Here is a 25,758-nt window from a genome sequence, read left to right on the forward strand (position 1 = left end):
AAACTGAGGAACCCCCAAAGCTCTTCCAGCCCTGAAAAGCCCCGACATGCCTTGTCCTCTGTGGGTAATGATACACTACCCTTCGTGAGAGCATTTTGTCGAATTATAGGAGAACAACCCATTTTCTTGTAAAAAGATTGTGAACGGGCTCAATATATTGTAGAAAACCGGCGGATAGAATCATCCGCCGGTTTTTGCTGTGATATACAGGATATACGATGAAATCGCAGAGAGAGTCATCCCGCCTTTCCCGAGTTGAGAAGCAGCTGAAGCTCTTCTACAAAGCGGCAGACGTGAAAGCCGTCGCACACGGCGTGATGGACCTGCAGGGCTAAGGGCATCAGCAGGCGCCCCTGCACAGGACGGTAGCGGCCCAGGGTAAAAATGGGGAGCAGGTATTCCCCGCCCCGGGGAAGCTCCAGGTGAAAACTGGTGAAGGCCTGCCAGGGGATCATGGAGACGTTGAACACGTTTGGGGGCGTGTGGGGCTTGGCTTCAAAGGATTCCACGCTTCCATAAAGGCGCAGATCCTCCTCATAGCGCTGGAGAAACGCAGAAAGGTCCGGGGTATACTCTGTCCAAAGGCAGGAAAAGGATTCTGTGTCCGGGTGGAAGACGGTATAGCTGGGCGAAAGCTGGTCATACCAGCCCAGGACGCCCTCCTCATTGAACGCCATGCGGAATTCCCGGTGCCGGTTGACAATCACTGCCAGGCTGTAAAGCACGGCCGGATAAAAGCGCCCTCCCCGCCGCTTCAGCTCTGTCACATCCAAATCCACTGTCATGCTGTAGAAGCAGGGCACCTGGGAAAAATAATGCTCAAAGCGCTCTGCCCGGTCCCAGATATCCCGGTCGATGGGATGGAATGCCATAGGGCCGCCTCCTTTCCAAAACTTTTGATCACTGCTTCCCACTCTGCCGGCTGCCCCGGAGGATGCTTTCCGTGCCCAGGAACATGAGGGCTAGGAACAGCAGCAGGTATGCCGGCAGGATGCGCACATCGAAAAAGTCGGCCAAAAAGCCAAACAGCGGGGGGATTACCATGCCCCCCACATACGAACAGGCCATCTGCACCCCCATCATAGCCTGGGAGAACTTCTTTCCAAAAACCTGGGGTGTCTGGTGGAGCATGGCCGGGAAAATGGGGGCGCACCCTCCGCCGATCAGGCAAAGGCCCAGGGGAATGCGCCACTGAGGCAGGGGCAGGAACAGCAGCAGGATACCGCACAGGCCGATCCCCTGTCCCACCCGGATCAACGTGGGGCTGGAGAGCTTTATGGCCACAAAACCGGAAAGCAGACGCCCAATGGTGATGCCCAAAAAGAACAGGGAACTCCATCCGGCGGCGGTGTCCTCGCTGACGCCGAAGCCTTTAACCGCATAACTGCTGGTCCACAGGTTGGCAGTGACCTCCACCGCCGTGTAACAGAAGAATCCCAGCAGCGCGCCCTTGGCCTTGGGAAGGCGGAATACCTGGCGCAGAGGCAGGGCCACCACGGCCTCTTCCCCCGCCTCCTCTTGGGGAGAGGAGACTTTTTTCCAAAGGGGCAGGCTGAACAGCAGCACCGCTACCAGTGCCACCTGCAGCAGGCCGATGGTCCGGTATCCCGCATGCCAGTTGTTGTTCCGGTCGATCCAAAACGCCATGACAATGGGCCCCGCAGTGGCGCCGATGCCCCAGAAGCAGTGCAGCCAGCTCATGTGCTTGGCCTGGTAGTGGAGGGCCACGAAATTGTTCAGGCCCGCGTCCACCGAGCCCGCCCCCAGTCCCAGGGGCACCGCCAACAGGCAGAGCCAGCCCACTTGGGGAGCAAAGGAAAACCCCAGCAGGGCAAAGGCCGTCATGGCCACGCTGACAAGCGTCACCCGGCCCGTCCCGAACCGGCGGATGACCCGGGTGCTCATCAGGCTGGAGATCACCGTGCCGCAGGAGACGATCATAGAGATGACCCCCGCAAAGGGCAGAGGGGCCTCCAGGCTTTTCTGGATGGCGGGCCAAGCCGAACCCAACAGGGAATCTGGCAGGCCCAAACTGATAAAGGACACATAGATGATCACGAGCAACGCGGTAAACATGTTATTCTTCCTCCCAGGCTGTTCCAAAAAGGGTGTGCTTCAGCTGACGCAAAGCCAGCGCTTTCATCCCGGCGCTGTAATCCGGCCCCATGTCACGGCGAACCTCCAATTGCAGTCCATACGCATTGTAGAAGGTCCTTTCCACCTTTTGGCGGATAGCTTCTTCCGAGCCGGGGCGGAAAATGTCCCCATAGAGCACCACCCGTTCCGGCCCGGCCATGACGCAGACCGCCCGAAGGTACCGGGCCGCTGTCTCCTCCACGGCCGCGGGGTTTCCATGGTCCATGCCGTTCCACTGGTCCAGACCACACAGGTAGTGGAACTCCCCCACAAAGCCCTGCCGTCCCGGCCAAGGACTCCGGCCCAGCGCTAAGCCCATGCCGGGGCCAAAGCGGCCGGGAAAGTAGATGCCCGCTGTAAGGCCCGCTACCTCACCGGGAAGCCCCTGGACATATCCCAGCACAGCAGCGTTGATATCGTTTTCCAGCAACACCGGCACATGGTAGCGCCCTTTCCATCGCCGGGACAGAGAATCCCCCGCCAGGGCGCGGTGGTCGCAGAAGAGAATCTTGTCTCCCTCCACCTGGCCCGGCACGCCGAGTGCCAGGGTGCGGATGCCCGGTGTCTCCTGAAACGCCGCGTCCAGCAGGGCGTCAAAGCTCTCGGGACGCAGGTCTCCTAAAAACTGGGAATCACGGTCTACCCGGTCGCCAAAGAGGTCAAACACCTCCAGCTGGACCAGCGTTCTCCCTTCCATCTGATAGGTATACAGCACTCCGGCGTTATGCCGCTCTCCCCGGTAGCGGTAGCAGGCAGAGGGGCGCCCTCCCTCTGAGGGGACGCTTCCGCAGCTCTCTACCTCGCCCTTTTCCATCAGCTCAGCCAGCACAGCGCTCACGGTCACCTGGCTGAGCCCCGTCGTCTGGGCCAGCTGGGGCCGGGTGGCCTGCCGCAGGCAGAGCATGGCCTGGCGGATCACTGTTTTGTTGTGCTGGCGCACCTGCATTGTATTGGCGGCTTTCAACGCCTCACTTCCTATCTTACTTTTTAAATGTCATTTACAAAGCGAATCATATCACGGAGGCCGCATTCTGTCAAGAGGTGGGCAACAAAAAAGCGGCGGGGCCCGCCCCGCCGCTTTTATCCTATTGCTTTTGAAAAAAACAGCCCAAGGGGGCCTTCAAGCCGCCCCTTCACAGGAAACGGACAGAAAAAGCGTAGGCTTTCTTCTCCCAGGGGGGCAAAAGCTGCATCCCCTTTTTCTCCAGAAAGCTGTCCCCTTCGGTGGTCTGGGTGGCGCAGCCGGTCCAAGGCTCCAGGCAGACGTAGGGGCCGTCGTTCTTGGCAGACCAGATGCCCAGCAGGGGGAACTGGGAGAAGTCCATCTCCACACCCCGGCCGGTTTGAGGGTTTACCACCTGCACCTTGCGGGAGTTGAGCCCCTCGAACACCAGGGCATCCTTGTAGAAAAGGGGATGGGTCAAGGGGATTTCCCGCTCCTCTTTCAGCTCATAGGCGGTCTGGGTGGGGTCGATCAGGCCCGTATCCAAGATGACGGGGCAGCGCTGGGTCTCCGGCTGCTCAAACCGGATGACGTAGTCCTCAAAAGCGGCCGCCTCGTTTACAGGGACATTGAAGCCCGGATGCCCGCCGATGACAAAGGGCAGGGGCTCCTCTCCCCTGTTCTCCACCGTGAACTCTGTCTCGTAGCCGTCCGCTTTCAGGGTGTAGGCCACGGTGAGGGCAAACTGGAAGGGATAGCGCTTTTCGGTCTCCTCACTGGCGGTGAGGCAGTAGGCCAAGCGGTCCTTTCCCTCCTCTACCAGGGTGAACTGGCTGGCTTTGGCGAAGCCGTGCCGGTTCATGGAATACCACTCTCCGCCGATCTGGGTCCGGTTGTCCCGCAGGGCCCCGACAATGGGGAACAGCACCGGGGCATGTTCCTTCCAATATTGGGGGTCGCCCACCCAAAGGTGCTCAAAGCCCTCCGGCCCTTTGAGGGAGACCAGCTGGGTGCCCAGGGAATCCACCTGGGCAGTATACACTCCGTTTGTTATTGTAGCAAGCATGTGCACTCCTCCTTGTTGTTCTTGCTCCCATTATAGCAGGGCCGCAAGCCCGGCGCAAGAAATCACGGGCTTTTCCCAAAAAATCCGTTTACCTTTTGCCGGTCTTGTGTTAGGATAGGGAGGACAAGAAAACCAGTGGGGAGGATGTGTATGCGAGCTGTCATTCAGCGGGTGGGCCGGGCAGAAATCACCATTGACCACCGGGAAACCCGCTCCATCGGCCAAGGGCTGGTGGTGTTTTTGGGCGTGATGAAAGGGGACACGGACAAGCAGGCGGACTTTTTGGCAGAGAAGGTACAGGGCCTGCGTGTGTTTACAGACGCAGAGGGGAAGATGAACCTTTCCCTGGAGGACACCGGTGGAGAACTGCTGGTGGTTTCCAACTTCACCTTGGGCACGGACTGCAAAAAGGGCCGCCGCCCCTCCTTTGACCTGGCGGCCCCGCCGGAAGAGGCGGAACGGCTTTACCGCCATTTTGTGGAACGGGCCAAGGCCCTGGGGATCCGCAAGGTGGAGACTGGGGAGTTCGGCGCCTATATGGAGGTGCTATGCCAAAACGACGGGCCGGTGAACCTTTTCATCGACACGGAAAAGATCGGCAAGTAAAGAACGGGAGGAAGCTGTATGAACTGCGCATTTTGGAAACGGCTGATGGAAGAGACCGGTTTTCCAGAGGAGGCCAAAGCAGAAGTTCTGCGCTGCGGGGAATTCCTGCGGCAAAACGGACAGGAAGAGGCCCTGGACGGCGCTGTGGAATTCTTCTATTGCCACGACCTGGACATGAAGCTGGTGGAGCCCCTGCTGGAGGATCTCTCCCAGGAGAGCGGCGTGAATCTCTACACCCTGTGGCTGCTGTTCCTGCTGGAGGCCGCTGTGCCCGCCAAGGAGCTGTACCGCCAGAAAGGTGTGCCGGAACGGGTGTTCTGGGATACCTTCGCGGATCTGAAGTACAAGGTGCTGGAGTGCAAGGCGGTGCAGGGCGTGTGGGGGAACTTTGTCTCTTCCTGGTATCCTATCTTCTACTCTGGGGACATTGTAAAGCTGGGCCGGCTGGAGTATGAGGACATCCCCTATCCCTGGGAAACCCCCTATGAGAAACACGGCCTGGTGGTAAAGAAGGGGGACCCGGTGAAAAACATCCACATCCCCTCCAGCGGGGAGCCCTTCGACCTGCCCGCCCGGCTGGACTCCTACAAGCGGGCCTACGGCTTCTTCCGGGAGGAGCTGCAAGGCGGGCCCCTGGTGTGCGTGTGCCACTCCTGGCTGCTGTACCCCCAAAACCGCCAGGTCCTCTCCCCCTCCTCCAATATCGTCAGCTTCCAGGAGGATTTCGACCTGGTGGGCTGGGAAGAGACGGAGACCTTCGGCGACGCCTGGCGAGTCTTTGGGGCGGCAAGCCGGGGACCTCTGGAGAACCTGCCGGAGGGCACCTCTATGCAGCGGGGCTTCAAACGCTGGCTGCTGGAAGGACACAAGACCGGTGAGGGCCGGGGCGTGCTGGTTTTTGACGGGAAAACGCTTCTCACCCGGTGAAAGGAGCTCCCATGGAACAGGACCTTCTCTTTCTTTTTGAAAAGTGCCCCGGCGCCCTTCCCCTGTACCATGCCTTAGAGGAAAGGCTCCGGGAGGCGGTGCCCGGCATGGCGGTGAAGGTGGGCAAGAGCCAGGCCAGCTTTTACCTGCGCCGCCAATTCGGCTGTGCCTCTCTGCTGGCCGCCAAGCGGAAGAAGGACCGGCCGGACCCCTATCTGACCGTGACCTTTGGCCTGGCCTATCCGGTGGAGAGCCCCCGCATTGCCGTGAAGACCGAGCCCTACCCCAACCGCTGGACCCACCATGTGGTCCTCGGCAGCGTGGAGGAGATCGACGAAGAGCTGCTGGGGTGGCTGCGGGAGGCGGCAGAGTTTGCCGCCTCGAAAAGATAAGCAGGGATATTTTCCCAAGCGGGCATGGAAAAAGGCATCCCCAGTGGGATGCCTTTTTCTGCATTTGGTGCAAAAACAAGACCGGCGGTGAAGCCGGCCTTGTTTCGAGGTAAAATATGAAAGGACGAAAACCCTTATACTCTGTTTCTGCCTGAAAAGGCCATGTCCGCGCGGGGGATGTAGCTGTGTCTCCCCTGTGGGGCCCTGCGCCCCCGCCGTCTCTCCCGGCGGTAAAGCAGCAACCCGCCAGCTACAAAGGCCAGCACCACCACAAACCCAGCGATGCAAGCCAGAGGCGAAGCCGCCCAGCGCGAAGGGATGGAAGCGGACAGCTCACCCGCAGAGGCGTTCCCTGCGGCCGCCTGCGTGTCCTCCACCACCTGGGCCGCTGCCGCGGTAGGGTCTGCCTGCGCCTGCGAGACCAGGCTGAGAGCCATTACCGTACACACCGTCAGCACCAGCACCAACAGGAAGGTGAGAAGATTTTGCAGCGTTTTTTTCCGCATCCCTGTACACTCCTTTCAGAAGGCCCTTCCCTGCGGAAGGTTACACTTCGATGACAAGTGTTACAATTTGGTTACATTTTAGCATGCCTTTTCCGAGAATGCAACCCCCTTTTCCACAATTCAGAAAAATTCACAAACCATTCACAGTTGGCTACAAAATATAGGGGGTACGGCCTGGATTTTTCAAAGAAAACACAAAATTTGGGGCAACGCTGCGCCAAAGCACAACGAGCTGCCACCGGAATTTGCCCGCAGCGGGAAAATGCCCGCCGGCCAGCCTGGCAAAAGAAAAAGCCCGAGGGGAACCCCTCGGGCCTTTTGAACCGGTGGTGAAACTTACTTCAGCTCAACCTCAGCGCCAGCCTCGGTCAGCTTGGTCTTGATGGACTCGGCGTCGTCCTTAGAAGCGCCCTCCTTGATGGTCTTGGGAGCCTCGTCAACCAGAGCCTTGGCTTCCTTCAGGCCCAGGCCGGTGATCTCCTTGACAACCTTGATGACGTTGATCTTGTTGGCGCCAGCGCTCTTCAGGACCACGTCGAACTCGGTCTTCTCTTCAGCAGCGGGAGCAGCAGCAGCGGGAGCAGCCACGGCAACAGCAGCGGGAGCAGCAGCGGAAACACCGAACTCCTCCTCCAGAGCCTTAACCAGCTCGGAGAGCTCCAGGACGGTGAGGGACTTGACTTCTTCAATCAGGTTAGTGACCTTCTCAGACATGATAAAATACCTCCATAAAATTTAGTGATAGGCAAAGAAATGAAATGGGGGAAATCTCCCCTGAGCGCTTTAGGCGCTCTGCTTCTCGGCAATGGCGTTGAGGGCGATGACCAGGCTGCGGAGAGTGCCGCTGCACACATTGGCAAAGCCCTGAATGGGGCCGTTCAAGCCGCCGAGCACCTGAGCCACCAGAACCTCCTTGGGGGGCAGCTTGGCCAGCTCGTCAATGCTCTTGGAATCCACCGTGTCACCGTCAATAAAGCCGGCCTTCACCGTGAAATTCTCGTTGTCCTTGGCATAGTCGGAAAGGATCTTGGGGGCGTCCACATAGCCGTTCTCGCTGTAAGCGATGGCGGTGGCGCCGTGGAGATGCTCCTCCAGGCCCTCGATGCCGGCCTCCTTAAAGGCCAGGCCAAGCAGGGTGTTCTTGACCACCTTGTACTCGCAGCCTGCCTCACGCAGCTGCTTGCGCAGTTTGGTGTCCTTTTCCACCGTGATGCCTTCATAGTTCACCAGCACGCCCACATTGGCCTTTTTAAAGTCCTCGGCCAGCTGTGCCACCTGCTGTCTCTTTTGTTCCAGAATCTTCTCGCTGGGCAATTCGTTTCACCTCCGGGTCGTGAAAGTAGAAGTAAAAACGCCTTTCCGGGTTTCCTCGGAAAGGCGTTGCAAGCAAATTACAGAAGGGGAAAGCGCCATGCAGGCACCCCTGACAGAAGCACAGCCCTGTCATTCTTCTTTGCTCGTCTTTCCTCGGCAGGCCGGACAAAACCGTTTACAAACCTGCTGTCTTTGGATGGACAGCTTTGTTATTATAGCAAATGTTGCTGGGCCTTGTCAAGCCCTAAGCCGCTTATTTATCTCAGATAAACTTGGCGGGGTTGATCTTCACGCCGGGGCCCATGGTGGCGCTGACCACGCAGGAGCGAACATACTGGCCCTTGGCCGCAGAGGGCTTGGCCTTCACAATGGCGTCCATCAGGGTGTCGAAGTTCTCCTGAAGCTTCTCCACGCCGAAGGAGACCTTGCCGATGGGGCAGTGGATGATGTTGGTCTTGTCCAGACGGTACTCGATCTTACCAGCCTTGGCCTCGGACACAGCCTTGCCGATATCGGGGGTGACAGTGCCGGCCTTGGGGTTGGGCATCAAGCCGCGGGGACCAAGCAGACGGCCCAGACGGCCCACCAGGCCCATCATGTCGGGGGTGGTGATCAGCACGTCGAAATCCATCCAGTTTTCAGACTGGATCTTCTGCACCATTTCCTCGCCGCCCACATAATCAGCGCCGGCAGCCTTGGCGTCCTCTTCCTTCTCGGGCTTGCAGATGGCCAGCACACGCACGCTCTTGCCAGTGCCGTTGGGCAGCACAATGGCGCCACGGACCTGCTGGTCGGCATGACGGCCGTCCACGCCCAGCTTTACATGAAGCTCGACGGTCTCATCGAACTTGGCAGTGCCAGTTTTCACGCAGATGTCCAGCGCCTCAGCGGTATCGTAGACCTTGCTGCGGTCGATGAGCTTGGCGCCTTCCACATATTTTTTACCGTGTTTCATTCTCTCTTTCCTCCAGTGGTAAATATCGGATTACTAGATTTCCTCCCACTCGGGAATCAATCGACTACTTCGATACCCATGCTGCGGGCAGTGCCGGCGATCATGCTCATGGCGCTCTCCACAGAAGAGGCGTTGAGGTCGGGCATTTTCTGCTCGGCAATCTTCTGCACCTGCTCGCGGGTGATCTTGGCGACCTTCTTCTTGTTGGGCTCACCGGAGGCCGTCTCGATCCCGCAGGCCTTCTTGATCAGCACAGCGGCCGGAGGGGTCTTGGTGATAAAGGTGAAAGAACGGTCCGCATAGACCGTGATGACGACGGGGATGATAAGGCCCACGTCATTCTTGGTACGCTCGTTGAATTCCTTGGTGAACGCCATAATGTTCACGCCATGCTGGCCGAGCGCGGGGCCGACAGGCGGTGCCGGAGTCGCTTTGCCGGCAGGGATCTGGAGCTTGATAAAGCCCGTAACCTTCTGAGCCATTTGTTTGCACCTCCAAAATTCGTGGTGGATGACGGCGCGGCCGTGAGAAAGATTTCAGCCGTGCCTCCCACAGGGGCAATGCCCCTCGCAAAAGCGGGCGCGCCCGCTTGCTGCCTTACACATTGTTCCGCGAGAAAGCGCGGCCTTTCTTGCTGGAAGATCAGTCCACAGGTTCGGCCTGGTCCAGCTCCAGCTCGACGGGGGTTTCCCTGCCGAACATGGAAACGGTGACCCGCACGCGGTTTTTCTCCACGTCCAGCTCCTCCACCGTGCCGACAAAGCCCTCCAAGGGCCCGTCCACGATGTTGACGGAGTCGCCCACCTTATAGCTGACCTCCACTTCCCGCTTTTCAATGCCCAGCCGGGCCACCTCGTCCTCCGTCAGCGGGATCGGCTTGGAGGAAGGACCCACAAAGCCTGTGCAGCCGCGGATGTTCCGCACCGCATACCAGGATTCGTCCGTCATCACCATTTTTACGATGACATAGCCGGGGAAGATCTTGCGTTCTACTTCCTTGCGCTTGCCCGATTCAGTGATCTCTGTCACCGTCTCTGTGGGCACGCGGATCTCTTGGATCAGATCTTGCAGTTGGCGGTTCTCCACCGTTTTTTCCAGGTTTGAGGCAACCTTGTTCTCATACCCGGAGTAGGTGTGCACCACATACCATTTTGCTTCTTCAGCCATCTGCTACCTCCGCTTTCCTGTGAGACTTCCGTTACCCGGCCACGTTCATCACAAGGCCCAGCAGGTTCATAAACACGGTGTCCAGCAGGAAAACGAACAAGGCCACCACCAGAATGGTCACCAGCACCACGCCGGTGTTTTTAAAGGTTGCCTTGGGGGTGGGCCACACGATCTTCTTGATCTCGCCCTTGCAGTCGCGGAAGAATTTGGCCACACGCTTAAAGAAGCGGACAAAGCCGTTCTCTTTCTTCTTGACGTTCTCAGCCATGTCCTCCGCTCCTTACTTGGTTTCCCTGTGCAGGGTGTGTTTCCGGCAGAACCTGCAGTACTTGTTCATTTCCAGTCTGTCGGGATCGTTCTTCTTGTTCTTTTTGGTGTTGTAGTTTCTCTGCTTGCACTCAGTGCAGGCCAGCACAACCTTCACTCTCATTTTGTCGGCACCTCCCGTTTTACGGAAAAATTTTGGGGGCTTTTCGCCCCGGCCTCCCTCGGAAAAACAGGCACAAAAAAAGAACCTCTTTTTCGAGGTGTTACCAGTATAGCACAACAGGCTCTCCCTTGTCAAGGAAGATTTCCCCGGCAAACGGGGGATTTTCCCGCGAAAAAAGCCTTTGACAAGCCCAGGGGTGCTTTGCTATAATGCAGGACGAAAGTATGCCGCGCTGTGAACGCGGAGAGAGCCTGGTGAAAGGAACATGAAGCTTCCGGACCATTTTCGAAAACGGGTGGGCATGACCACCATAGGCGTGACCTTATGCGCCATTGCTGTGGGCTTTTTTAAATGCTCCAGCTTTGGGGTGGACCCCTTTCAAAGCTTTGCCCAGGGCGTGTGGGGGCGTTTCTTTGAAAGCTTTGCCAGCTATGGGGTGTATTATATGGTGCTCAGCGGGCTGATGCTGGCCCTGGACCTGCTGATTGCCCGCAGCTACATGGGAATTGCCACCCTGGTGAACATGTTTCTGACAGGATATATTGTGGACTTCAGCGTGTGGGCCATCCACAGCCTGTTCCCCGCACCGGGCCTGCTTGCCCGCATTGTCTTTCTGGCGGTGGGGGTTCTGGTCATGTGCTTTGCCTCTTCCCTCTACATGACCTCCAACCTGGGGGTCTCTGTCTATGACGCCATCCCCATTGTCATCGCGGAGAAACGGCGGTGGCCCTTCCGGTTTGTGCGCATCGGCTGCGACCTGGTCTGCGTGGCCATCGGGGCCCTTTCCGGGCTGCTGCCAGGGGTGGGCACCTTGATTACCGCGCTTTTCATGGGGCCGCTGATCGAGGTGTTCAACCACAGCTTCTCCCTCCCCTTCCTCTATGGCAAAGGGAATGTCCACAAGCTGGACAAGGGCTCAGCCTCAAAAGGGAACGGAACACAGGGAAAATGAAAGAAGGGATGCAGCGGTGCGCCGCCGGGCATCCCTTCTCTTGTTTTGCGCTTGACGGAGGAGAGGCGCCCCCGCCGGAACATGGCAAGGCTTAGTGCTTGTTGTCCAAGGGCTTTGCCACAACTTTCTTTTTCTTCTTTTTCTTTTCGGGCTTGATCTTCTTCCCCTTCAGGCGGCGGCTGTATTTGGTGCTCTTCTGCAGCTCTTCCCCCAGGCGCTCCTGCACAGCCTGGAAAGCGCTGTCCGAGAGGGAATTGAGCAGGGTGATCGCCGCCAGGGAGCGGGTATCCAAATCGCCGTTTGCGTACATGTCATCCAGCAGGGAGCACAGCTTTTTCATGGGGTCGCTGTTGGGGTACTTCTGGGCCAGGTCCTCGCAGCGGGGCACCACATGGGCTTTGATAAAGGTTGCGAACCGCACCTGCCCATAGACGATCTTCTCCTCATTGAGCTCATCCTTCAGCTCGGGGAAAATGTTCACCAGCCGGTTCATAAAGAACAGCGGGTCCACCACCCGGTCCCCGTCCTTCTTGCTGCGGTGCTTCTGCTGCACCAGCGCCACGCGCTTGGGGCCCTGCACCACCTCTAAAAAGTCATTGAGAATGCTCTCCGCGTCGGCCCGCGTGCCCTCCCGCTCATCAAAAAGCCAAAGGGAAAGGCCGCGCCAATCCCCGGGCTCGCCGCCCTCCTTCAGGGTGGTAGAGCGCAGCTGGAAGCGCTGGTGGGCCCGCTCGTACAGCAGACTGTAGGCCACATCCTCTGTGGTAAACATCACCGCCCGGCCGGCGGGGTCCTCCAGGGGGACGGCCTCGCTAAAGCCCTGCTTCGCAAGCTCCTCCTGCAGGCCCTTCTCTATCAGTTCAAAGGCATCAAAATTCAAAATGATCCACTCCAACATATCGCCATGGCGAGTATTTCGTTTGGCTATCAGTATAGCATGGGCGCGAAAAAAAGTCTATCTATTTTTTCCCCGCAGCCGGAAAACCCCCGGAAAGGAGTTGCGAAATCCACCGGGGCATAGTATAATATTGAATCGAGTCTGCCCGCCATTTTCAGAACAGGCGGGCCCTGCCGGAAAAGCGGGGAAGCCTTTCCCGCTGTGGCGGCAGAAGCTTAGAATTGGGGTGTGATGGCGATGAACCACAGCAAGCTGAGCCTGGCCGTGATCTTCGGGGGCGTTTCCTCAGAGCATGAGGTCTCCCGGATGTCGGCCACTTCCATTTTGGAGAACCTTTCTCCTGAGCAATACGATGTACACATGGTGGGCATTACCAAGAAGGGCCAATGGCTGCTCTACACCGGAGAGGTAAAGGACATCCTCTCTGGCGCCTGGGAGCAGGGGCCAGTGGCTCCCGCCTTTCTCTCCCCGGACCCCACGGTCCATGGGCTGGTGGTGCTTCGGGATGGAAAAGCAGAAACCCTGCGGCTGGACGTGATCTTCCCCGCCCTGCACGGGAAAAACGGGGAGGACGGCACCATACAGGGGCTGTTCCAGCTCTCTCAGATCCCTTATGTGGGCTGTGACACCGAATCCTCCGCCATCTGCATGGATAAGGCGGTGACCCACACCCTGCTTTCCGCGGCGGACATTGAGCAGGCCCACTATCTGTGGTTCTATGCCGACCGTTTTGACGCGGCCCCGGACACCATTAAGAAAAAGATAAAGGCAAGACTGGATTTCCCCGTGTTCGTCAAGCCCGCCAACGCCGGCTCCTCCGTGGGGGTCAGCAAGGTAGAGCGTTACGAGGACCTGGACGAGGCCATCCGCAAGGCCGCCCGAGAGGACAAAAAAGTCATCGTGGAAGAGGGCATCCGCGGCCAAGAGGTGGAGTGCGCCGTGCTGGGCAACCGGGACGCCCAAGCCTCTATTGTGGGGGAGATTGGCGCCTCTGCCCAGTTTTACGACTATGACGACAAGTATGTCAACGGCACCAGCCAGCTGTACATCCCCGCCCGGCTGGACCAGGAGGTGGCGGAGAAGATCCGCCGGACCGCTGTGCGGGCTTACCGGCTGCTGGGCTGCTCTGGCCTGACCCGGGTGGATTTCTTTGTCACAGAAGGGGACCACCGGGTGGTCTTGAACGAACTTAACACCTTGCCGGGCTTTACCTCCATCAGCATGTATCCTAAGCTGTGGATGGCCATGGGCCTGACCTATGGGGAACTGCTGGATAAGCTCATCGACCTGGCCTTTCAGAAGGCCGGGCAGGAAAGACCCTGAGAAAAGGAAGGTGACCACCCATGGATAACCGCCCCATCGGCGTGTTCGACTCTGGCCTGGGGGGCCTGACCGCCGTTAAGCAGCTGGAAAAGCTGCTGCCCGGCGAGAGCATCATTTACTTTGGCGACACCGGCCGGGTGCCCTATGGCTCTCGGGGGAAGGAGACCATTCTGCGCTATGCCCGCCAGGACATGGACTTTCTCCTCTCTCAAAACGTAAAGGCGGTGCTGGCTGCCTGCGGCACGGTGAGCTCTGTGGCCCGCAGCGTGGGAGAGGCCCTTTCCGTGCCCTACATTGACGTCATCCGCCCCAGCGCCCAGGCGGCGGCGGCTGCCACAAAGAATGGGAAAATCGGCGTGATCGGCACGGCGGCCACCATCCACAGCGACTCCTACCGCAGCGCCCTGCTGCGCCTCAACCACAAGCTGCAGGTGTTCCCCCAGGCTTGCCCCCTGTTTGTCTCATTGGTGGAGTCCGGCTTTGTGGCCCCTCAGGACGAGGTGACCCGGCTGGTGGCAGAGCGCTACCTGGCCCCTGTGCGGGCCGCCGGGGTGGACACCCTGATCCTGGGCTGCACCCACTACCCCATCATTGCCCCTACCATTGGCAGCGTGATGGGCAGGGGGGTCACCCTCATTGACAGCGGCCGGGAAGCCGCCCTGGCCATGGCCCAGGCCCTGAAGGACCGGGACCTGCTGTGCGAGCCGGGCGCCCCCCGGCAGGTGCGGTACTTTGTCACCGACACGCCGGAGAACTTTATGAACGTGGCCGAGCTGTTCCTGGGCCACAGCGTAGAGGGGCGCACCCAGCGCATTGACATTGAGGGCGACCCCGCCTGAGAAGGAAAGAGGGAACTGGGAATGCTAAAGGACGATTATGACATCAACATCATTGGCCGGCAGGCCTATGAGGAAGAAACCGGCGAGATCACCCTGAACACCACCGGGTCCTATACCCAGCGGGGCGGGACCCGGTTCATCGCCTATAAGGAGTACGACACGGATGACCCCAAGGTCAGCTACACCTCTGTTTTAAAGGTGGAGCCCGGCAAGGTGACCATGATGCGTTCTGGCTCTTCCACCCGGCTGATTTTAGAAGAGGGCCGGCGCCACCTTTGCCTGTATGACACGGGCTACGGCACCCTGTCTGTCGGGGTGTTCACCAGCGACCTGACCTCCTCCCTGGGGGAGCGGGGCGGCCGGGTGGACATCAAATATACCCTGGACATCGACTCCAACCTGTCCAGCAGCAACGAAATCACCGTGGAAGTAAAGCCCCGGGGCCAAAGCACCGCCGCCCTTTGAGGAGCGCGCCTGGGATTGATTTCAGTCCCCCACTTGAAATCCAAAAGTGGTAAAGTACAGGAAAAACCCAGTGTTTCTGCGGGGTTTGAACTTTACCACCCTGGTAAAGTACTTCCTTTTCTGGCTGAGTACTTTACCACCGGGCAAGTACTTTACCACCCTGGTATAGAACAAAACCCGCATATTTCCTAGCTTTTTGAAGTACTTTACCACTTTTTCATTTTCGGCCCTAGGGCAACTTTGGGTTGGCCCTCTCAGTCACGGCTGCCGCCGTGCCAGCTCTCCCGAAGGGAGAGCCAAGTCTCGCCTCCCCCTTTGGGGGGCGCTGGTGCCCAGTGGGCACCGTTCAGCGCTTGACCGAGCCGGCAGGCGAGAGTGGACTCGCGTTAGCGAGGACGGAGAGGGCAAGTTGCCAGCCTCACCGGCCGCTCCTGTGGCTATCGCCCTTACGGGCGCGTGCGCCCCGGTCGCTGGTTTCTTTTCAGGCTGACGCCCAGTAAGGGCAAGACCGTGGGGCGCTGGTCTCACCTGCCGGTTCGGTCGGCGCAGGGCGTTTGCCACTGGCAAACTGCGCCCCACCCCCCGCAGCTTTTGAAAAAGCTGGCAAAACTTTTACGCTCGCTTCGCTCAGTATCCATGCAACAATTCTACTCTTTATCCCAGCCTATCCCAGTTTTTACGAAAGGATGAACTCTCATGTCTAAACTTGTCAGCACCGCCACCGCCCAGCTGCGTCAGGCTTTGGAACAGGCCATCCAGGCGGCCATCGACGCGGGCCGGCTGCCCCAGGCCCCCCTGCCCTCTATTGCCCTGGAGGTGCCCGCCGACCGTTCCCACGGGGATTGGTCCTGCAATGCCGCCATGGCGGGGGCCCGCACCTTCCGCATGGCCCCTGTGAAGATCGCCCAGGCCATTCAGGAAAACCTGGATCTTTCCGGCACTTATTTTGACAAGTGCGAGATTGCCGGGCCGGGCTTTCTCAACTTCACCTATGAGCCCCGCTTCTACGGGGAGGTGCTCCAGGACATCCACCGGCTGGGCGACGATTACGGCCGCTCGGATTACGGCCAGGGCAAACGGGTGCTGGTGGAGTTTGTCTCTGCCAACCCCACTGGGCCCATGCACATCGGCAACGCCCGGGGCGGCGTGCTGGGGGACGCCCTGGCCTCGGTGCTGGACGCCGCGGGCTACCAGGTAGAACGGGAGTTCTACATCAACGACGCGGGCAACCAAGTGAACAAGTTTGGCGCCTCTCTGGAAGCCCGGTACCTGCAGCTGTACAAGGGCGAGGAGGCCGTGCCCTTCCCCGAGGACGGCTACAAGGGCGAGGACATCATTGCCCACGCCAAAAACTTCGCCCAGGAATACGGGGACAAGTATGTACAGGCCAGTGAGGAAGAGCGCCGGGCTGCCCTGGTGGCCTACGCCCTGCCCAAGAACATCCAGGGCCTCCACGATGACCTGGCCCGCTACCGGGTGGAGTACGACAACTGGTTCAAAGAGTCCAGCCTTCACGAGAACGGCGCTGTGGGCCGGGTGGTGGAACTGCTGAAAGAGAAGGGCGCCACCTATGAGAAAGAGGGGGCCACCTGGTTCCACGGGGAAGCCTACGGCAGCGAGGACTTCGTGCTGGTGCGCGGGAACGGGGTGCCCACCTATGTGGTGCCGGACATTGCCTATCACTACGGCAAGCTGGTGACCCGTGGCTTTGACCTGGCCATTGACGTGCTGGGGGCTGACCACCACGGCTATGTGCCCCGGCTGAAGGCCGCCCTCACCGCGCTGGGGGTGGATGCGGACAAGCTCCAGGTGGTGCTGATGCAGATGGTGCGCCTGGTGCGGGACGGGGAGATCGTCAAAGCATCCAAGCGCAGCGGCAAGGCCATTACCCTGGTGACGCTGCTGGACGAGGTGCCGGTGGACGCCGCCCGGTTCCTGTTCAACTCTTACGAGGCCAACACCCGCATTGACTTTGACCTGGACCTGGCTGTGCAGCAGGACAGCCAGAACCCGGTGTACTACGTGCAGTACGCCCACGCCCGCATCTGCTCCATTTTGAAGAACCTGGCCGCCGACGGCATTCAGCCCCGGGAGTGCGGCGCGCAGGAGCTCTCCCTCCTGACGGCACCCGAGGAGCTGGAGCTGATCCGCCACCTGTCCAGCTACACCGGCGAAGTGCAGGCCGCTGCCAAGGGTATGGACCCCTCTAAGATCACCCGCTATGTGATGAACCTGTCCACCCTGTTCCACAAGTTCTACAACGCCTGCCGCGTGAAGGGCAGCGACGAGGCTTTGCAGGCCGCCCGGCTGTACCTGTGCACTGCCACCCGCACCGTGCTGGAAAACGGCCTGGAGCTGTTCAAGGTGACGGCGCCGGAGAGCATGTAAAAGCGGGCGGAGTGCCTCCGCTCTCAATTCGCGGCGGGTGCTCCCGCTGAGCGATTCGCGGTCCGTGACCGGACTGGACGATTCGCACCCTGGAGCGGCGGCTTGCGCTCGCGCTTGATCGAGAGGAAAAAGCGCGTCCGCGCCGCTGGCTTTGCTGTGACCTTCCCGGCCTTGGTCATTCCTCGGGGAATCCCCCGCAAACCTATACTAGAAAAAGCATCCAAGCAAAACCGCCTGGATGCTTTTTTTACTGCCATCTATTCTATGGGAAAGCTGGGCCTACAGCTCCTGCCCCAGCAGCGCTTTTATCTCCGGCACGGACTTGCCCTCTTTGCGCAGCTGGCGGATGCGGGCAATGCGGGCCAGGCTTTCCTCCCGGCGGTAGCGGCGGGTCAGGTTCTCCCCGGCCTGCTCAAAGGGCAGCATGCCCTCTTCGGTGTAAAATTTCAGCGTGCTGTAACGCACGTCTGTCAGGCGCACCAGTTCGCCGATCGTCACATACTCCGCCTGGCGGATGACCTCCAGGCTTCTCTGCCTTGCCACGGGAACCTCAGTGCATCATGGTGGTGAGGACCGTCATGGTGGCAATCATGTTGTAGATATACTCCACCATCTCTCCCACCAGGCGGCCATTGGGTGAGGCGGCGATCTCTTTCAGCCGCTGCTTGATCTCCTTCTGCTCGAACTTGGAGAAATACTCCTTCAGGCAGCCGCTTTTGTCCAGCAGGGCGGTGAGGGCGGCCACCTCATCGGTGACCGTGCCGTCCTCCAGCAGCTCGGAGCGCACCATATCCACCACCCGGTTGATGGCCTCCTTACTGGGGGCGAAGGCGGTCTTGCTGCCGAAGAGCCCGGCCTTCACTGCCTGGGCCAAGCCCATCTCCTCCAGAGAGGTTCCCACAGAGCCCATCAAGGCGTCGATGTGCTTGTCAGAGAGGGAGTAGGTGTAGGCCTCCATCACCTTTTCCGGCTTCATGGTTCCCTTCTCCGCCAGGAACTCATACAGGGGCTTCAGGTAAGCCCGGCCCGCCGGAAGAGGCCCGGTGACAGTGACGTTCTTCTTATCCAGAGAGAGGCAGCCCTCCAGCTGCAAATCCAAAAGGCCGGCGGCCACAAAGCACACCAGGCGCTCGGTGCTGAAATCGGAAATGCGGCCCTTCTCGTTGACAGCGCAGATGTAGTACTCTTGGGTGATGGACAGGTCTTGCATGGCGGATTCTCCTTTTCCACTGGCTACTTATCACTTATTACTTACTACTTACGATTTATAGTGTACTGGATGGCGCAGCGTTTGTCAACAGGGGTTTCCCAGAAAATGGAAAAAGCCGGGCAAAGCCCGGCTTGGTTTTCGTATCTCAATGGACTGCTCCCCAGTGATGGAGCACCTGGGCGGCGGCCTCTTCTTCCACCTGGGGGAAGGGCACCAGGGGCTGGGGCTCCCCGTGGGGAGCGATGGGCTTTTCCAGCCAGAGCACATCCAGCCAACGGCCGTGCTTATAGCCCACCTTGGCAAAGCGCCCAGCCTCCCGGAAGCCCAGGGCCTGGTGGAAAGCCACACTGGGGGCGTTCTCTGCGGTGACGCAGCCGTACACTGTGCGCACCCCCTGAAGCCGCAGCAAGTCGAACAAGGCGCCGTACAGCCGGGAGCCCAACCCCTGGCGGGCCGCCTCCTGGCGGAGGTAGACAGTCAGCTCGGCGCTCCACTGGTAGGCGGGGCGGGCGGCATAGGCATGGGCATAGGCATAGCCCAGCAGGCCCCCCTGCTCCTCCCAGACCAGGTAGGGGTAACAGGCAGAGACCTCCCTCAGCCGCCGGGCAAACTCCTCACAGCTGGGAACCTGGTATTCAAAAGAGGCTGTCGTACCCGTCACATAGGGGGCGTAGATGTCCAGCAGCGCGGGGACATCCTCCTCGCGGGCCAGCCGGATGGGCGATGGCATGGGAATTCCTTCTTTCCAGAAAAAATCAGGCGGCCCCGCAGCGGCAAGGGTGCGGGATCACTTTTTAAAGGGCCAAAAATACAGGCCATAGGCCACCAGACACACAGAGATCAGCCCCGCGCTTACCGCTGCGCCAATGGCCATTGCCGTGTGCTGCAGAGGTCCTGCCACCATGCTGATGATAATTGCCGCCGCATCAGCCGCCAACAGCAGCCGGTAAAATTTCCGTTCCACTTCGGTCATGGCAATTCTTCCTTTCTCAGCCTCCCACAGGGGTTTTCCCTTATTGTACCCCCATTGTCCCTTTCTTGCAAGCCCCTTCCCCCAGCAGGGCGTTGGCAAGGGCTGCCAGCTGCTCCAGGGTTAGGCGCTCGGCCCGGACGTTCTCCGGCGCCCCGGCGGCCGCCAGGGCCTGTTCCACCTGGGGCTTGGGGAGCCCCAGAGTGGCGGAGAGGGAATTGGCCGCCGTCTTCCGCCGCTGGGCAAAGGCGGCCCGGGAGACCCGGAAAAACCAGTCCTCGTCCGCTACGGAGACCGGGGGCTCCTGGCGCAGGTCCAGCCGGAGGACGGCGGAATCCACCTTGGGGGGCGGCAGAAAGCTGCCCCGCCCCACTTGGAACAGGAGCTTGGGCTGGCTGCGGTAATGCACCGCCACGCTCACGGCCCCGCACTCCCGCTCCCCGGGGGCGGCGCACAGCCGCTGGGCAGCCTCCTTTTGCACCATCACTGTGATGGAGGTGAGGGGCAGCCCCTCCTCCAGCAGGCGCAGGATCACCGGGGAGGTGATGTAATAGGGCAGGTTGGCGCACACGCACACCGGCCCGCCGCCAAACTCCTGCCGGATGAGCTGGTTCAAATCCAGCTTCATCACGTCACCGGGAACGAGCTTTACATTGTCCCGGCCCGCCAGGGTCTCCTCCAGCACGGGGAACAGCCGGGAGTCCAGCTCGATGGCGCAGACCTTTTGGGCCACTTGAGAGAGCTCCCAGGTGAGCACGCCAATGCCCGGCCCCACCTCGATAACGCCTTTGCACGCTTGGGCGCCGCACTCGGCGGCCATGCGGGGGCACACCCCGGGGTTGATGAGGAAATTCTGCCCCAGAGCCTTGGAAAAGTGGAACCCGTGGCGGGCGAGCACCTCTTTGATATGGCCGGGGTCGGAAAGGCTGCTTTTACTCATGGTCATCCTCCTTGTCTGTCACTTGGTACACCACCCGGACGCCGTCATCATAGACCCGGGGGTAGAGAGAATCCAGGGCGGCTTCATCCACCGGATACGAGCTCCGCTCAAAGTCGCTGACCAGGATGTAGTCCACCCCAAAGTCCTCCAGCAGGGGCTGGGCGTCCGCTGGATGCTCATAGATGATCTGGACGGCCCGCTGGCTCTTGTCGTAGGGCAGGCCGTGGTAGAAGAGGTAGGAAGGGGAACCGCACACCACGTTGCGCCCCGCCAGGGAGGCCACCTCGTTGTTGTGGCGGGTGTCCGTCAGGAACACCGCCTGGGGCTCTGTATTCTCCTCCACCCATTGGGAAAGGGCAAGGGCCCCGGAGCCGAAGAGCTCATAGCTGGCCACGGCCTCCCGGCCCATGGTCAGCGCCGCAGAGAGGGAGGTCACCGCCAGCATCCCGGCGGCAGCCCCCGCCCGAAGGCGGCGGCCCCGCACCCACTGGAGCAGCCGCCCGGCACACTGGGAGGCCGCGCAGCAAAGGAAGGCAAAGGCCGGGTAGAGCAGCTTGTTGTTGTCGTACTCATTGGGCTGGAACACCACCAGCTCTGCCAGCAGCCAGAGGAGCAGCCCCGGCACATACAGGGAAAACTCCCGGCCCTTGGCAGCCAGCAGGCCCCCTATGGCCAGCACAGCCACCAGCCCCACATTTTTCAGGTAGAAGGGCAGGTAGCCGTCCTGCCCAATGACCCAGCCCAGGTGCCCCTGGAGGAAGCCCCCCGCCCCCGCCTGCTGGAAGGTCCAGTAGAACAGCTGGGGCAGGGCCGGCACCAGGGCCGCCGCCAGCAGCGCGCCCCAGGGGAGAAGGGCCCGCCATGCCCGCTGCCGCCGGAGCACCTCCCCGGTGAGAAAGCCCACCGTTGCCAGAAAGAGTAGCAGCACCCCGCAGGCCGCCCACAAAAACACGGGGGAATCCTCCCTCCCACGGAAGAACTCTTTCCCCACGGACAGGGCCCCAAGCCCTGCCAGCAGGAGGAACTTGCCCAGCCAGGCGGCCCATTTCTCCCAGGAAAGGCGGCGCAGAAGGAATGTCAGCAGCCAGCCCCCGCAGATGACCCCCAGAGCCAGGAAGGAGTGGGTGTGCACCATGGGCATGGCCCCCGCCATGAGCCCCACCAGCAGGAAACACCGGGGCTCTCGGCCAAAGGCAGCCCGGTGCAGCAGGTACAGGGCCGGAAAAAGCACCGCCCAGCCAAACAGGGTGGCCCGCTGGGGGAGCATCATGTCCACCAGCACGTTGACCCAGCGGATGTTCTCCCCGATGAGGTTGGTGGGGGTCTCGTAAAAGGCGGTGAAGATGCGGGTGAAGTTCTCCCAGCCGCCGCCCAGGAAATACAGGAAGCCAAAGCCCCCGTTGCACACAAAGAACATCCAGGCCAGGGCGGCACGGCCCTTTTCAGGGGCCATCCGGGCGAAAAAGGCGTAAATTCCAAAAAGCACCTGGGCCCCCGCCGCCCACATGGGAAGCTGGTAGGCAAACCACAGGGGCGCCCCCAGCAGGTACAGGCTGGCGGAGATGCTGTCCGACAGAAAAGGATAGGAGAGCCGCGCGCCGGGCAGCAGGGAGTAATCCGGGGGGAAGTCCCCCTGGTTTGCCAGGCTGGTGAGGAAGCTCAGGTGCATGCTCATGTCCCCGTAGGTGGCCTGGCTGGAATAGACCGCGCCATCCTGCCAGCGGAAGGAATGCCACACCAGAAAGCAGAAGAACCCCCACACTCCCAGCACCACCCAGAGGAATTTCCTCCTGCCAAAGGCGGAGAGGGCTTGGCGGACGCCAGGGCGGCCACGGCCCTTCCACAGGGCCGCGCCTGCGCAGAGCAGGGCCAGCGCCAGGGCCCCCAGGTGGGCCGCCGGGGCAAAGCCCAGCGGAAAGGCAAACAGCACGGGGAACCACTGCAGGCACAGGCTTCCCCACACGCTGCCCAGCAGCAGCCGGACCCCGGCGCTTTCCCGGGGCAGGGCCAGCCGGGCCAGGCACAGGCCGCAGAGCTGGAACACGCCAAAATAGGCCAGGGCCAAAAGCGCCCCCGGCAGTGAGCCCTCCATAAGCTTCCCCCCCTCCGGTGAACTAAGGACGATTCTACCATGTTCCCAAAGAAATGTAAAGCGCGGGCCCCTTCAGGGGGAGGCTCCTGCCCTTGCCAAACCAACCTGGGGAGAGTATAATAGCAGGAAAAAGGAAAGGGGAATGGACATGCAGCGGCGGGACAAGGTAAATTACTATCTGGATTTGGCGGAGGCAGTCAGCCAGCGGGGCACCTGCCTGCGAAAGCTCTACGGCGCAGTCATTGTAAAGAACGACGAGGTCATCTCCACCGGCTATGTGGGGGCCCCCCGGGGACGGCAGAACTGCTCGGACCTGGGGTACTGCCTGCGCAGCAAGCTGGGCATCCCCCGGGGGGAGCGCTATGAGCTGTGCCGCTCAGTCCACGCGGAGGCCAACGCCATCATCTGCGCCTCCCGCCGGGACATGATCGGCGCCACCCTGTACCTGGTGGGAAAAGAGGTCTCCACCGGGGAGTATGTAAAGGACGCTATGTGCTGCTCCATGTGCAAGCGCATGGTGATCAACGCGGGGATCGAACGGGTGATCGTCCGGGATGACAAAGACCGTTACCGGGTCATCGGCGTGAACCAGTGGGTGGCCGATGACGAGAGCCTGAAAGGGGTGCTGGGCTATTGAGTCCGAAAGGGAATCGCCCCCACTACGGCCTGCTGGACACGGTGCGGGGGGTCTGCATCCTCAGCATGGTGGCCTACCACGGCATGTACGACCTGGTGGACATCTTTGGGCTGCCCAGCGCCTGGTACACAGGGCTGCCGGGATACATCTGGCAGCAGAGCATCTGCTGGACCTTCATCCTGCTCTCCGGCATGTGCTGGCAGCTCTCCCGCCACCATGTGAAGCGGGGGCTGCTGCTGGTGGGCTGCGGGGCGGCCATCAGCCTCATCACCTGGCTGGTGATGCCCAGCCAGCGCATCCTCTACGGGGTGCTGAACCTGCTGGGGCTCTCTGCCCTGCTGCTCATCCCCCTGGACAAGCTGTTCCGCAAAATCCCTGCCTGGGCGGGGCTTGGGGGGGCCCTGCTTCTCTTTGCCCTGACGAAAAACGTCTCCCGGGGCAGCTTGGGATTTGAGGGGCTGGTGCTCTGCCCCTTGCCGGAGTGGCTGTACGCCACGGACCTTTTTGCCGTGGCGGGGTTCCCCTCCCCCGGCTTTTGGAGCACGGATTACTTTCCCCTGCTGCCCTGGTTCTTCCTGTTCTGCGCCGGGTACTTCCTGTGGGGGCTTCTCTCCCAAAGCGAGCGGGCCAAGGAACGGCTGGCGTCCGGCGTGCGCCCCCTGAGCTTTCTGGGCCGCCACAGCCTCATTATCTACCTGGCCCACCAGCCGGTGCTGATGGGGGTCTTTCTGGCGGTGGGCCAGCTGGCAGGTTAGCCTCTCCCCCCTGCATAAAAACGGGCATCCCCTGGCGGGATGCCCGCTTTCTTTTCCTGTGGCGGCTTTCGGGGCCGCGGGTCAGCGCACCGTGTCCCGGTTGATGGCGCAGAGAATCCCCTTGATGGAAGCAATGCCGATGTTGCTGTCCATGCCCACGCCAAAAAACGTCTCGTCCCCGCGGCGGAGCTGGATATAGCTGACCGCCTTGGAATCGGCGCCGGTGGCCACCGCGTGCTCGCTGTAGGAGACAAACTCGTATTCCGTCAGCCCCAAGGCCCGCAGGGCGTTGAAGAAGGCGTCGATGGGGCCGTTGCCCCGGCCCATCACTTCCTTATTCACCCGGTGGGTGCGGATGACGCCCTCAAAGTCCACCATCACCTGGCCCTGCCCGGCATTCTCCTCGAAAATCCGGTAGGTGAGCAGGTGGTAGGGGTGGAGAATCTCCAGGTACTCCCGCTGGAAGATGGCGAACACCTCCTGGGGGGAGAGCTCCCGCCCGGCCCGCTCGCAGGCGGCCTTCACCAGGGCGCCGAACTCCGGGTGCATGGCCCGGGGCAGCTGGTAGCCAAAGAACTGGCTCATCACAAAGGCGGCCCCGCCCTTGCCCGACTGGCTGTTGATGCGCACAATGGGCTCATACTGCCTGCCCAGATCCGCCGGGTCGATGGGCAGGTAGGGCACCTCCCAAGTGGGCAGGTTGTGCTCCTCCCTATAGCGAATCCCCTTGTTGATGGCGTCCTGGTGAGAGCCGGAGAAAGCTGTGAACACCAGCTCCCCGGCGTAGGGATGGCGGGGCCCCACTGCCATCTGGGTGCACTCCTCATAGACCTTTTTGATGTGGTTCATGTGGGAAAAATCCAGGCGGGAGTCCACCCCCTGGGAATAGAGGTTCATGGCCAGCACCATGATGTCCACGTTGCCGGTGCGCTCCCCGTTGCCAAAGAGGGTGCCCTCCACCCGCTGGGCCCCGGCCATCAGCCCCAGCTCTGTGGCGGCAATGGCCGTTCCCCGGTCGTTGTGGGGGTGGATGCTGATGACGGCGCTGTCCCGGTGGCGCAGATTGCGGCAGACATATTCCACCTGGTCGGCATAGGTGTTGGGGGTGCACAGCTCCACCGTGTTGGGCAGGTTGATGATGGCTTTGTTTTCCGGAGAAGCCCCCAGGGCCTCCAGCACCTGGTCGCAGATGAGCACGGAGTTCTCCACCTCTGTGCCGGAAAAGCTCTCGGGGGAATACTCATAGCGGATGCGGGTCTCGGGCTGGTCCCGCAGCAGCTCCTCCGTCAGGGAGCGGATGAGGCGGGCCCCCTCTACGGCGATGTCGATGACCCCCTGCATGTCCGTCTCAAAGACCACCTTCCGCTGGAGGGTGGAGGTGGAGTTGTAGAAGTGGACGATGACATTCTTGGCGCCCCGGATGGCCTGGAAGGTGCGTCGGATCAAATGCTCCCGGGCCTGGACCAGCACCTGGATGGTCACGTCCTCCGGGATGAGCTCCCCCTCGATGAGGGTGCGCAAAAGGGCGTACTCCGTCTCAGAAGAGGCGGGAAAGCCCACCTCGATCTCTTTAAAGCCCACTGCCGTAAGCATGCGGAAGAACTCCACCTTCTGCGCCGGATTCATGGGGGTGACCAGGGCCTGGTTGCCGTCCCGCAGGTCCACGCTGCACCAGGTGGGCGCTTTTCGGAGGGTCTTTTCCGGCCACGTCCTGTCCGGCAGATGGATGGGCGCAAAAGCCCTGTACTTTCGATACCCTTCATTCATATCAGGTCTGTCCTTTCCAACCACATTTTTCCCTTTGCCCGTGAAAAAACCCCGGACACGGCCATGCCATGTCCGGGGCG

Annotated in this window: 30 protein-coding genes; 10 read left to right on the top strand and 20 right to left on the bottom strand. The window is 60.7% G+C overall.

Features of this window, described 5'->3' with window-relative positions; all coding sequences use genetic code 11:
• Positions 1–236: 236 nt before the first annotated feature.
• The 4 genes from catA to ODJ80_RS08770 all read right to left on the bottom strand — a co-directional run bounded on the left by catA (position 237) and on the right by ODJ80_RS08770 (position 4,145).
• The gene (gene catA, locus ODJ80_RS08755) at positions 237–872 is read right to left on the bottom strand and encodes a type A chloramphenicol O-acetyltransferase (protein ID WP_263041784.1); all 636 of its coding nucleotides are present in this window, start codon (positions 870–872) and stop codon (positions 237–239) included.
• 28 nt (positions 873–900) lie between these two features.
• On the bottom strand, positions 901–2,076 hold the full coding sequence (locus ODJ80_RS08760) for an MFS transporter (protein ID WP_263041785.1): 1,176 nt from the start codon (positions 2,074–2,076) through the stop codon (positions 901–903).
• A 1-nt stretch (position 2,077) separates the two neighbouring features.
• A complete protein-coding gene (locus ODJ80_RS08765) occupies positions 2,078–3,100 on the bottom strand; it encodes an ROK family protein (protein WP_263041786.1) in 1,023 nt (340 codons plus the stop codon).
• 169 nt (positions 3,101–3,269) lie between these two features.
• Positions 3,270–4,145: an aldose 1-epimerase family protein gene (locus ODJ80_RS08770; RefSeq protein ID WP_263041787.1), complete on the bottom strand. Its 876-nt coding sequence runs from the start codon at positions 4,143–4,145 to the stop codon at positions 3,270–3,272.
• Positions 4,146–4,295: 150 nt separating this feature from the next.
• Between ODJ80_RS08770 and dtd the strand changes: the two genes are divergently transcribed.
• From dtd to ODJ80_RS08785, 3 genes are read left to right on the top strand one after another with little or no spacing between them, the layout of a single operon-like run.
• Entirely contained in the window at positions 4,296–4,751 is a 456-nt protein-coding gene (dtd, locus tag ODJ80_RS08775) for a D-aminoacyl-tRNA deacylase (RefSeq protein WP_178864600.1), read from the top strand.
• Positions 4,752–4,769: 18 nt separating this feature from the next.
• Positions 4,770–5,678 (top strand): acyltransferase domain-containing protein, encoded by a 909-nt coding sequence (locus tag ODJ80_RS08780; protein ID WP_263041788.1) that lies wholly within the window; start codon positions 4,770–4,772, stop codon positions 5,676–5,678.
• 11 nt (positions 5,679–5,689) lie between these two features.
• Positions 5,690–6,070, top strand: coding sequence for a DUF5655 domain-containing protein (locus ODJ80_RS08785; RefSeq protein WP_263041789.1), 381 nt, complete (start codon positions 5,690–5,692; stop codon positions 6,068–6,070).
• A 134-nt stretch (positions 6,071–6,204) separates the two neighbouring features.
• Here the strand turns inward: ODJ80_RS08785 and ODJ80_RS08790 are convergent, their stop codons facing one another.
• The 8 genes from ODJ80_RS08790 to rpmG all read right to left on the bottom strand — a co-directional run bounded on the left by ODJ80_RS08790 (position 6,205) and on the right by rpmG (position 10,442).
• Entirely contained in the window at positions 6,205–6,576 is a 372-nt protein-coding gene (locus ODJ80_RS08790) for a hypothetical protein (RefSeq protein ID WP_178864597.1), read from the bottom strand.
• A 336-nt stretch (positions 6,577–6,912) separates the two neighbouring features.
• Positions 6,913–7,293 carry a 50S ribosomal protein L7/L12 gene (rplL, locus tag ODJ80_RS08795; protein ID WP_442863909.1) on the bottom strand — a complete coding sequence of 127 codons (381 nt, stop codon included), beginning with the start codon at positions 7,291–7,293 and terminating at the stop codon, positions 6,913–6,915.
• Between the two features lie 66 nt (positions 7,294–7,359).
• Positions 7,360–7,890, bottom strand: a complete 531-nt coding sequence (rplJ, locus tag ODJ80_RS08800) for a 50S ribosomal protein L10 (RefSeq protein WP_178864595.1) — start codon at positions 7,888–7,890, stop codon at positions 7,360–7,362.
• Between the two features lie 262 nt (positions 7,891–8,152).
• On the bottom strand, positions 8,153–8,845 hold the full coding sequence (gene rplA, locus ODJ80_RS08805; RefSeq protein ID WP_178864594.1) for a 50S ribosomal protein L1: 693 nt from the start codon (positions 8,843–8,845) through the stop codon (positions 8,153–8,155).
• A gap of 56 nt (positions 8,846–8,901) precedes the next feature.
• Positions 8,902–9,327, bottom strand: a complete 426-nt coding sequence (gene rplK / locus ODJ80_RS08810; protein ID WP_016404566.1) for a 50S ribosomal protein L11 — start codon at positions 9,325–9,327, stop codon at positions 8,902–8,904.
• Between the two features lie 160 nt (positions 9,328–9,487).
• Positions 9,488–10,012: a transcription termination/antitermination protein NusG gene (gene nusG, locus ODJ80_RS08815; RefSeq protein ID WP_178864593.1), complete on the bottom strand. Its 525-nt coding sequence runs from the start codon at positions 10,010–10,012 to the stop codon at positions 9,488–9,490.
• A gap of 31 nt (positions 10,013–10,043) precedes the next feature.
• A complete protein-coding gene (gene secE, locus ODJ80_RS08820; RefSeq protein ID WP_178864592.1) occupies positions 10,044–10,280 on the bottom strand; it encodes a preprotein translocase subunit SecE in 237 nt (78 codons plus the stop codon).
• A gap of 12 nt (positions 10,281–10,292) precedes the next feature.
• Positions 10,293–10,442, bottom strand: a complete 150-nt coding sequence (gene rpmG, locus ODJ80_RS08825) for a 50S ribosomal protein L33 (RefSeq protein ID WP_066864851.1) — start codon at positions 10,440–10,442, stop codon at positions 10,293–10,295.
• A gap of 265 nt (positions 10,443–10,707) precedes the next feature.
• Between rpmG and ODJ80_RS08830 the strand changes: the two genes are divergently transcribed.
• Positions 10,708–11,394 (top strand): YczE/YyaS/YitT family protein, encoded by a 687-nt coding sequence (locus ODJ80_RS08830; protein WP_263041790.1) that lies wholly within the window; start codon positions 10,708–10,710, stop codon positions 11,392–11,394.
• Between the two features lie 91 nt (positions 11,395–11,485).
• On the opposite strand, the gene ODJ80_RS08835 is transcribed toward ODJ80_RS08830, so the two are convergent.
• Positions 11,486–12,292: a DUF7674 family protein gene (locus ODJ80_RS08835; RefSeq protein WP_178864590.1), complete on the bottom strand. Its 807-nt coding sequence runs from the start codon at positions 12,290–12,292 to the stop codon at positions 11,486–11,488.
• Positions 12,293–12,523: 231 nt separating this feature from the next.
• Here ODJ80_RS08835 and ODJ80_RS08840 point away from each other — a divergent pair, with 231 nt between their 5' ends.
• From ODJ80_RS08840 to argS, 4 genes are all read left to right on the top strand, one after another.
• Positions 12,524–13,615 (top strand): D-alanine--D-alanine ligase family protein, encoded by a 1,092-nt coding sequence (locus ODJ80_RS08840; protein ID WP_263041791.1) that lies wholly within the window; start codon positions 12,524–12,526, stop codon positions 13,613–13,615.
• Positions 13,616–13,635: 20 nt separating this feature from the next.
• On the top strand, positions 13,636–14,454 hold the full coding sequence (gene murI / locus ODJ80_RS08845) for a glutamate racemase (RefSeq protein WP_178864589.1): 819 nt from the start codon (positions 13,636–13,638) through the stop codon (positions 14,452–14,454).
• 21 nt (positions 14,455–14,475) lie between these two features.
• Positions 14,476–14,919 carry a DUF1934 domain-containing protein gene (locus ODJ80_RS08850; protein ID WP_178864588.1) on the top strand — a complete coding sequence of 148 codons (444 nt, stop codon included), beginning with the start codon at positions 14,476–14,478 and terminating at the stop codon, positions 14,917–14,919.
• 696 nt (positions 14,920–15,615) lie between these two features.
• Entirely contained in the window at positions 15,616–17,307 is a 1,692-nt protein-coding gene (gene argS, locus ODJ80_RS08855) for an arginine--tRNA ligase (protein WP_263041792.1), read from the top strand.
• A 279-nt stretch (positions 17,308–17,586) separates the two neighbouring features.
• Here the strand turns inward: argS and ODJ80_RS08860 are convergent, their stop codons facing one another.
• The 6 genes from ODJ80_RS08860 to ODJ80_RS08885 form a co-directional block, all read right to left on the bottom strand.
• Positions 17,587–17,850, bottom strand: a complete 264-nt coding sequence (locus ODJ80_RS08860) for a helix-turn-helix domain-containing protein (protein ID WP_178864586.1) — start codon at positions 17,848–17,850, stop codon at positions 17,587–17,589.
• A 7-nt stretch (positions 17,851–17,857) separates the two neighbouring features.
• Complete coding sequence (locus tag ODJ80_RS08865; protein WP_178864585.1) at positions 17,858–18,517, bottom strand: GOLPH3/VPS74 family protein; 660 nt, start codon at positions 18,515–18,517, stop codon at positions 17,858–17,860.
• A gap of 145 nt (positions 18,518–18,662) precedes the next feature.
• Positions 18,663–19,247 carry a GNAT family N-acetyltransferase gene (locus ODJ80_RS08870; protein ID WP_263041793.1) on the bottom strand — a complete coding sequence of 195 codons (585 nt, stop codon included), beginning with the start codon at positions 19,245–19,247 and terminating at the stop codon, positions 18,663–18,665.
• A 57-nt stretch (positions 19,248–19,304) separates the two neighbouring features.
• Positions 19,305–19,490 carry a hypothetical protein gene (locus ODJ80_RS08875; RefSeq protein ID WP_178864583.1) on the bottom strand — a complete coding sequence of 62 codons (186 nt, stop codon included), beginning with the start codon at positions 19,488–19,490 and terminating at the stop codon, positions 19,305–19,307.
• Between the two features lie 40 nt (positions 19,491–19,530).
• Positions 19,531–20,427, bottom strand: coding sequence for a 16S rRNA (adenine(1518)-N(6)/adenine(1519)-N(6))-dimethyltransferase RsmA (gene rsmA / locus ODJ80_RS08880; RefSeq protein WP_263041794.1), 897 nt, complete (start codon positions 20,425–20,427; stop codon positions 19,531–19,533).
• The gene (locus tag ODJ80_RS08885) at positions 20,420–22,519 is read right to left on the bottom strand and encodes a hypothetical protein (protein WP_263041795.1); all 2,100 of its coding nucleotides are present in this window, start codon (positions 22,517–22,519) and stop codon (positions 20,420–20,422) included. The genes rsmA and ODJ80_RS08885 overlap by 8 nt, the downstream gene beginning before the upstream one ends.
• A 148-nt stretch (positions 22,520–22,667) precedes the next feature.
• Between ODJ80_RS08885 and ODJ80_RS08890 the strand changes: the two genes are divergently transcribed.
• Together ODJ80_RS08890 and ODJ80_RS08895 are read left to right on the top strand one after the other, a co-directional pair.
• Positions 22,668–23,156, top strand: a complete 489-nt coding sequence (locus ODJ80_RS08890; protein WP_178864603.1) for a deoxycytidylate deaminase — start codon at positions 22,668–22,670, stop codon at positions 23,154–23,156.
• Positions 23,153–23,911: a DUF1624 domain-containing protein gene (locus tag ODJ80_RS08895; protein WP_263041796.1), complete on the top strand. Its 759-nt coding sequence runs from the start codon at positions 23,153–23,155 to the stop codon at positions 23,909–23,911. The genes ODJ80_RS08890 and ODJ80_RS08895 overlap by 4 nt, the downstream gene beginning before the upstream one ends.
• Positions 23,912–23,992: 81 nt before the next feature.
• On the opposite strand, the gene leuA is transcribed toward ODJ80_RS08895, so the two are convergent.
• Complete coding sequence (leuA, locus tag ODJ80_RS08900) at positions 23,993–25,678, bottom strand: 2-isopropylmalate synthase (RefSeq protein ID WP_263041797.1); 1,686 nt, start codon at positions 25,676–25,678, stop codon at positions 23,993–23,995.
• Positions 25,679–25,758 lie beyond the last annotated feature (80 nt).

It is taken from the genome of Acutalibacter sp. LFL-21 (assembly GCF_025630755.1).
In the GTDB taxonomy this organism is placed as follows: Bacteria; Bacillota; Clostridia; order Oscillospirales; family Acutalibacteraceae; genus Acutalibacter; species Acutalibacter stercoravium.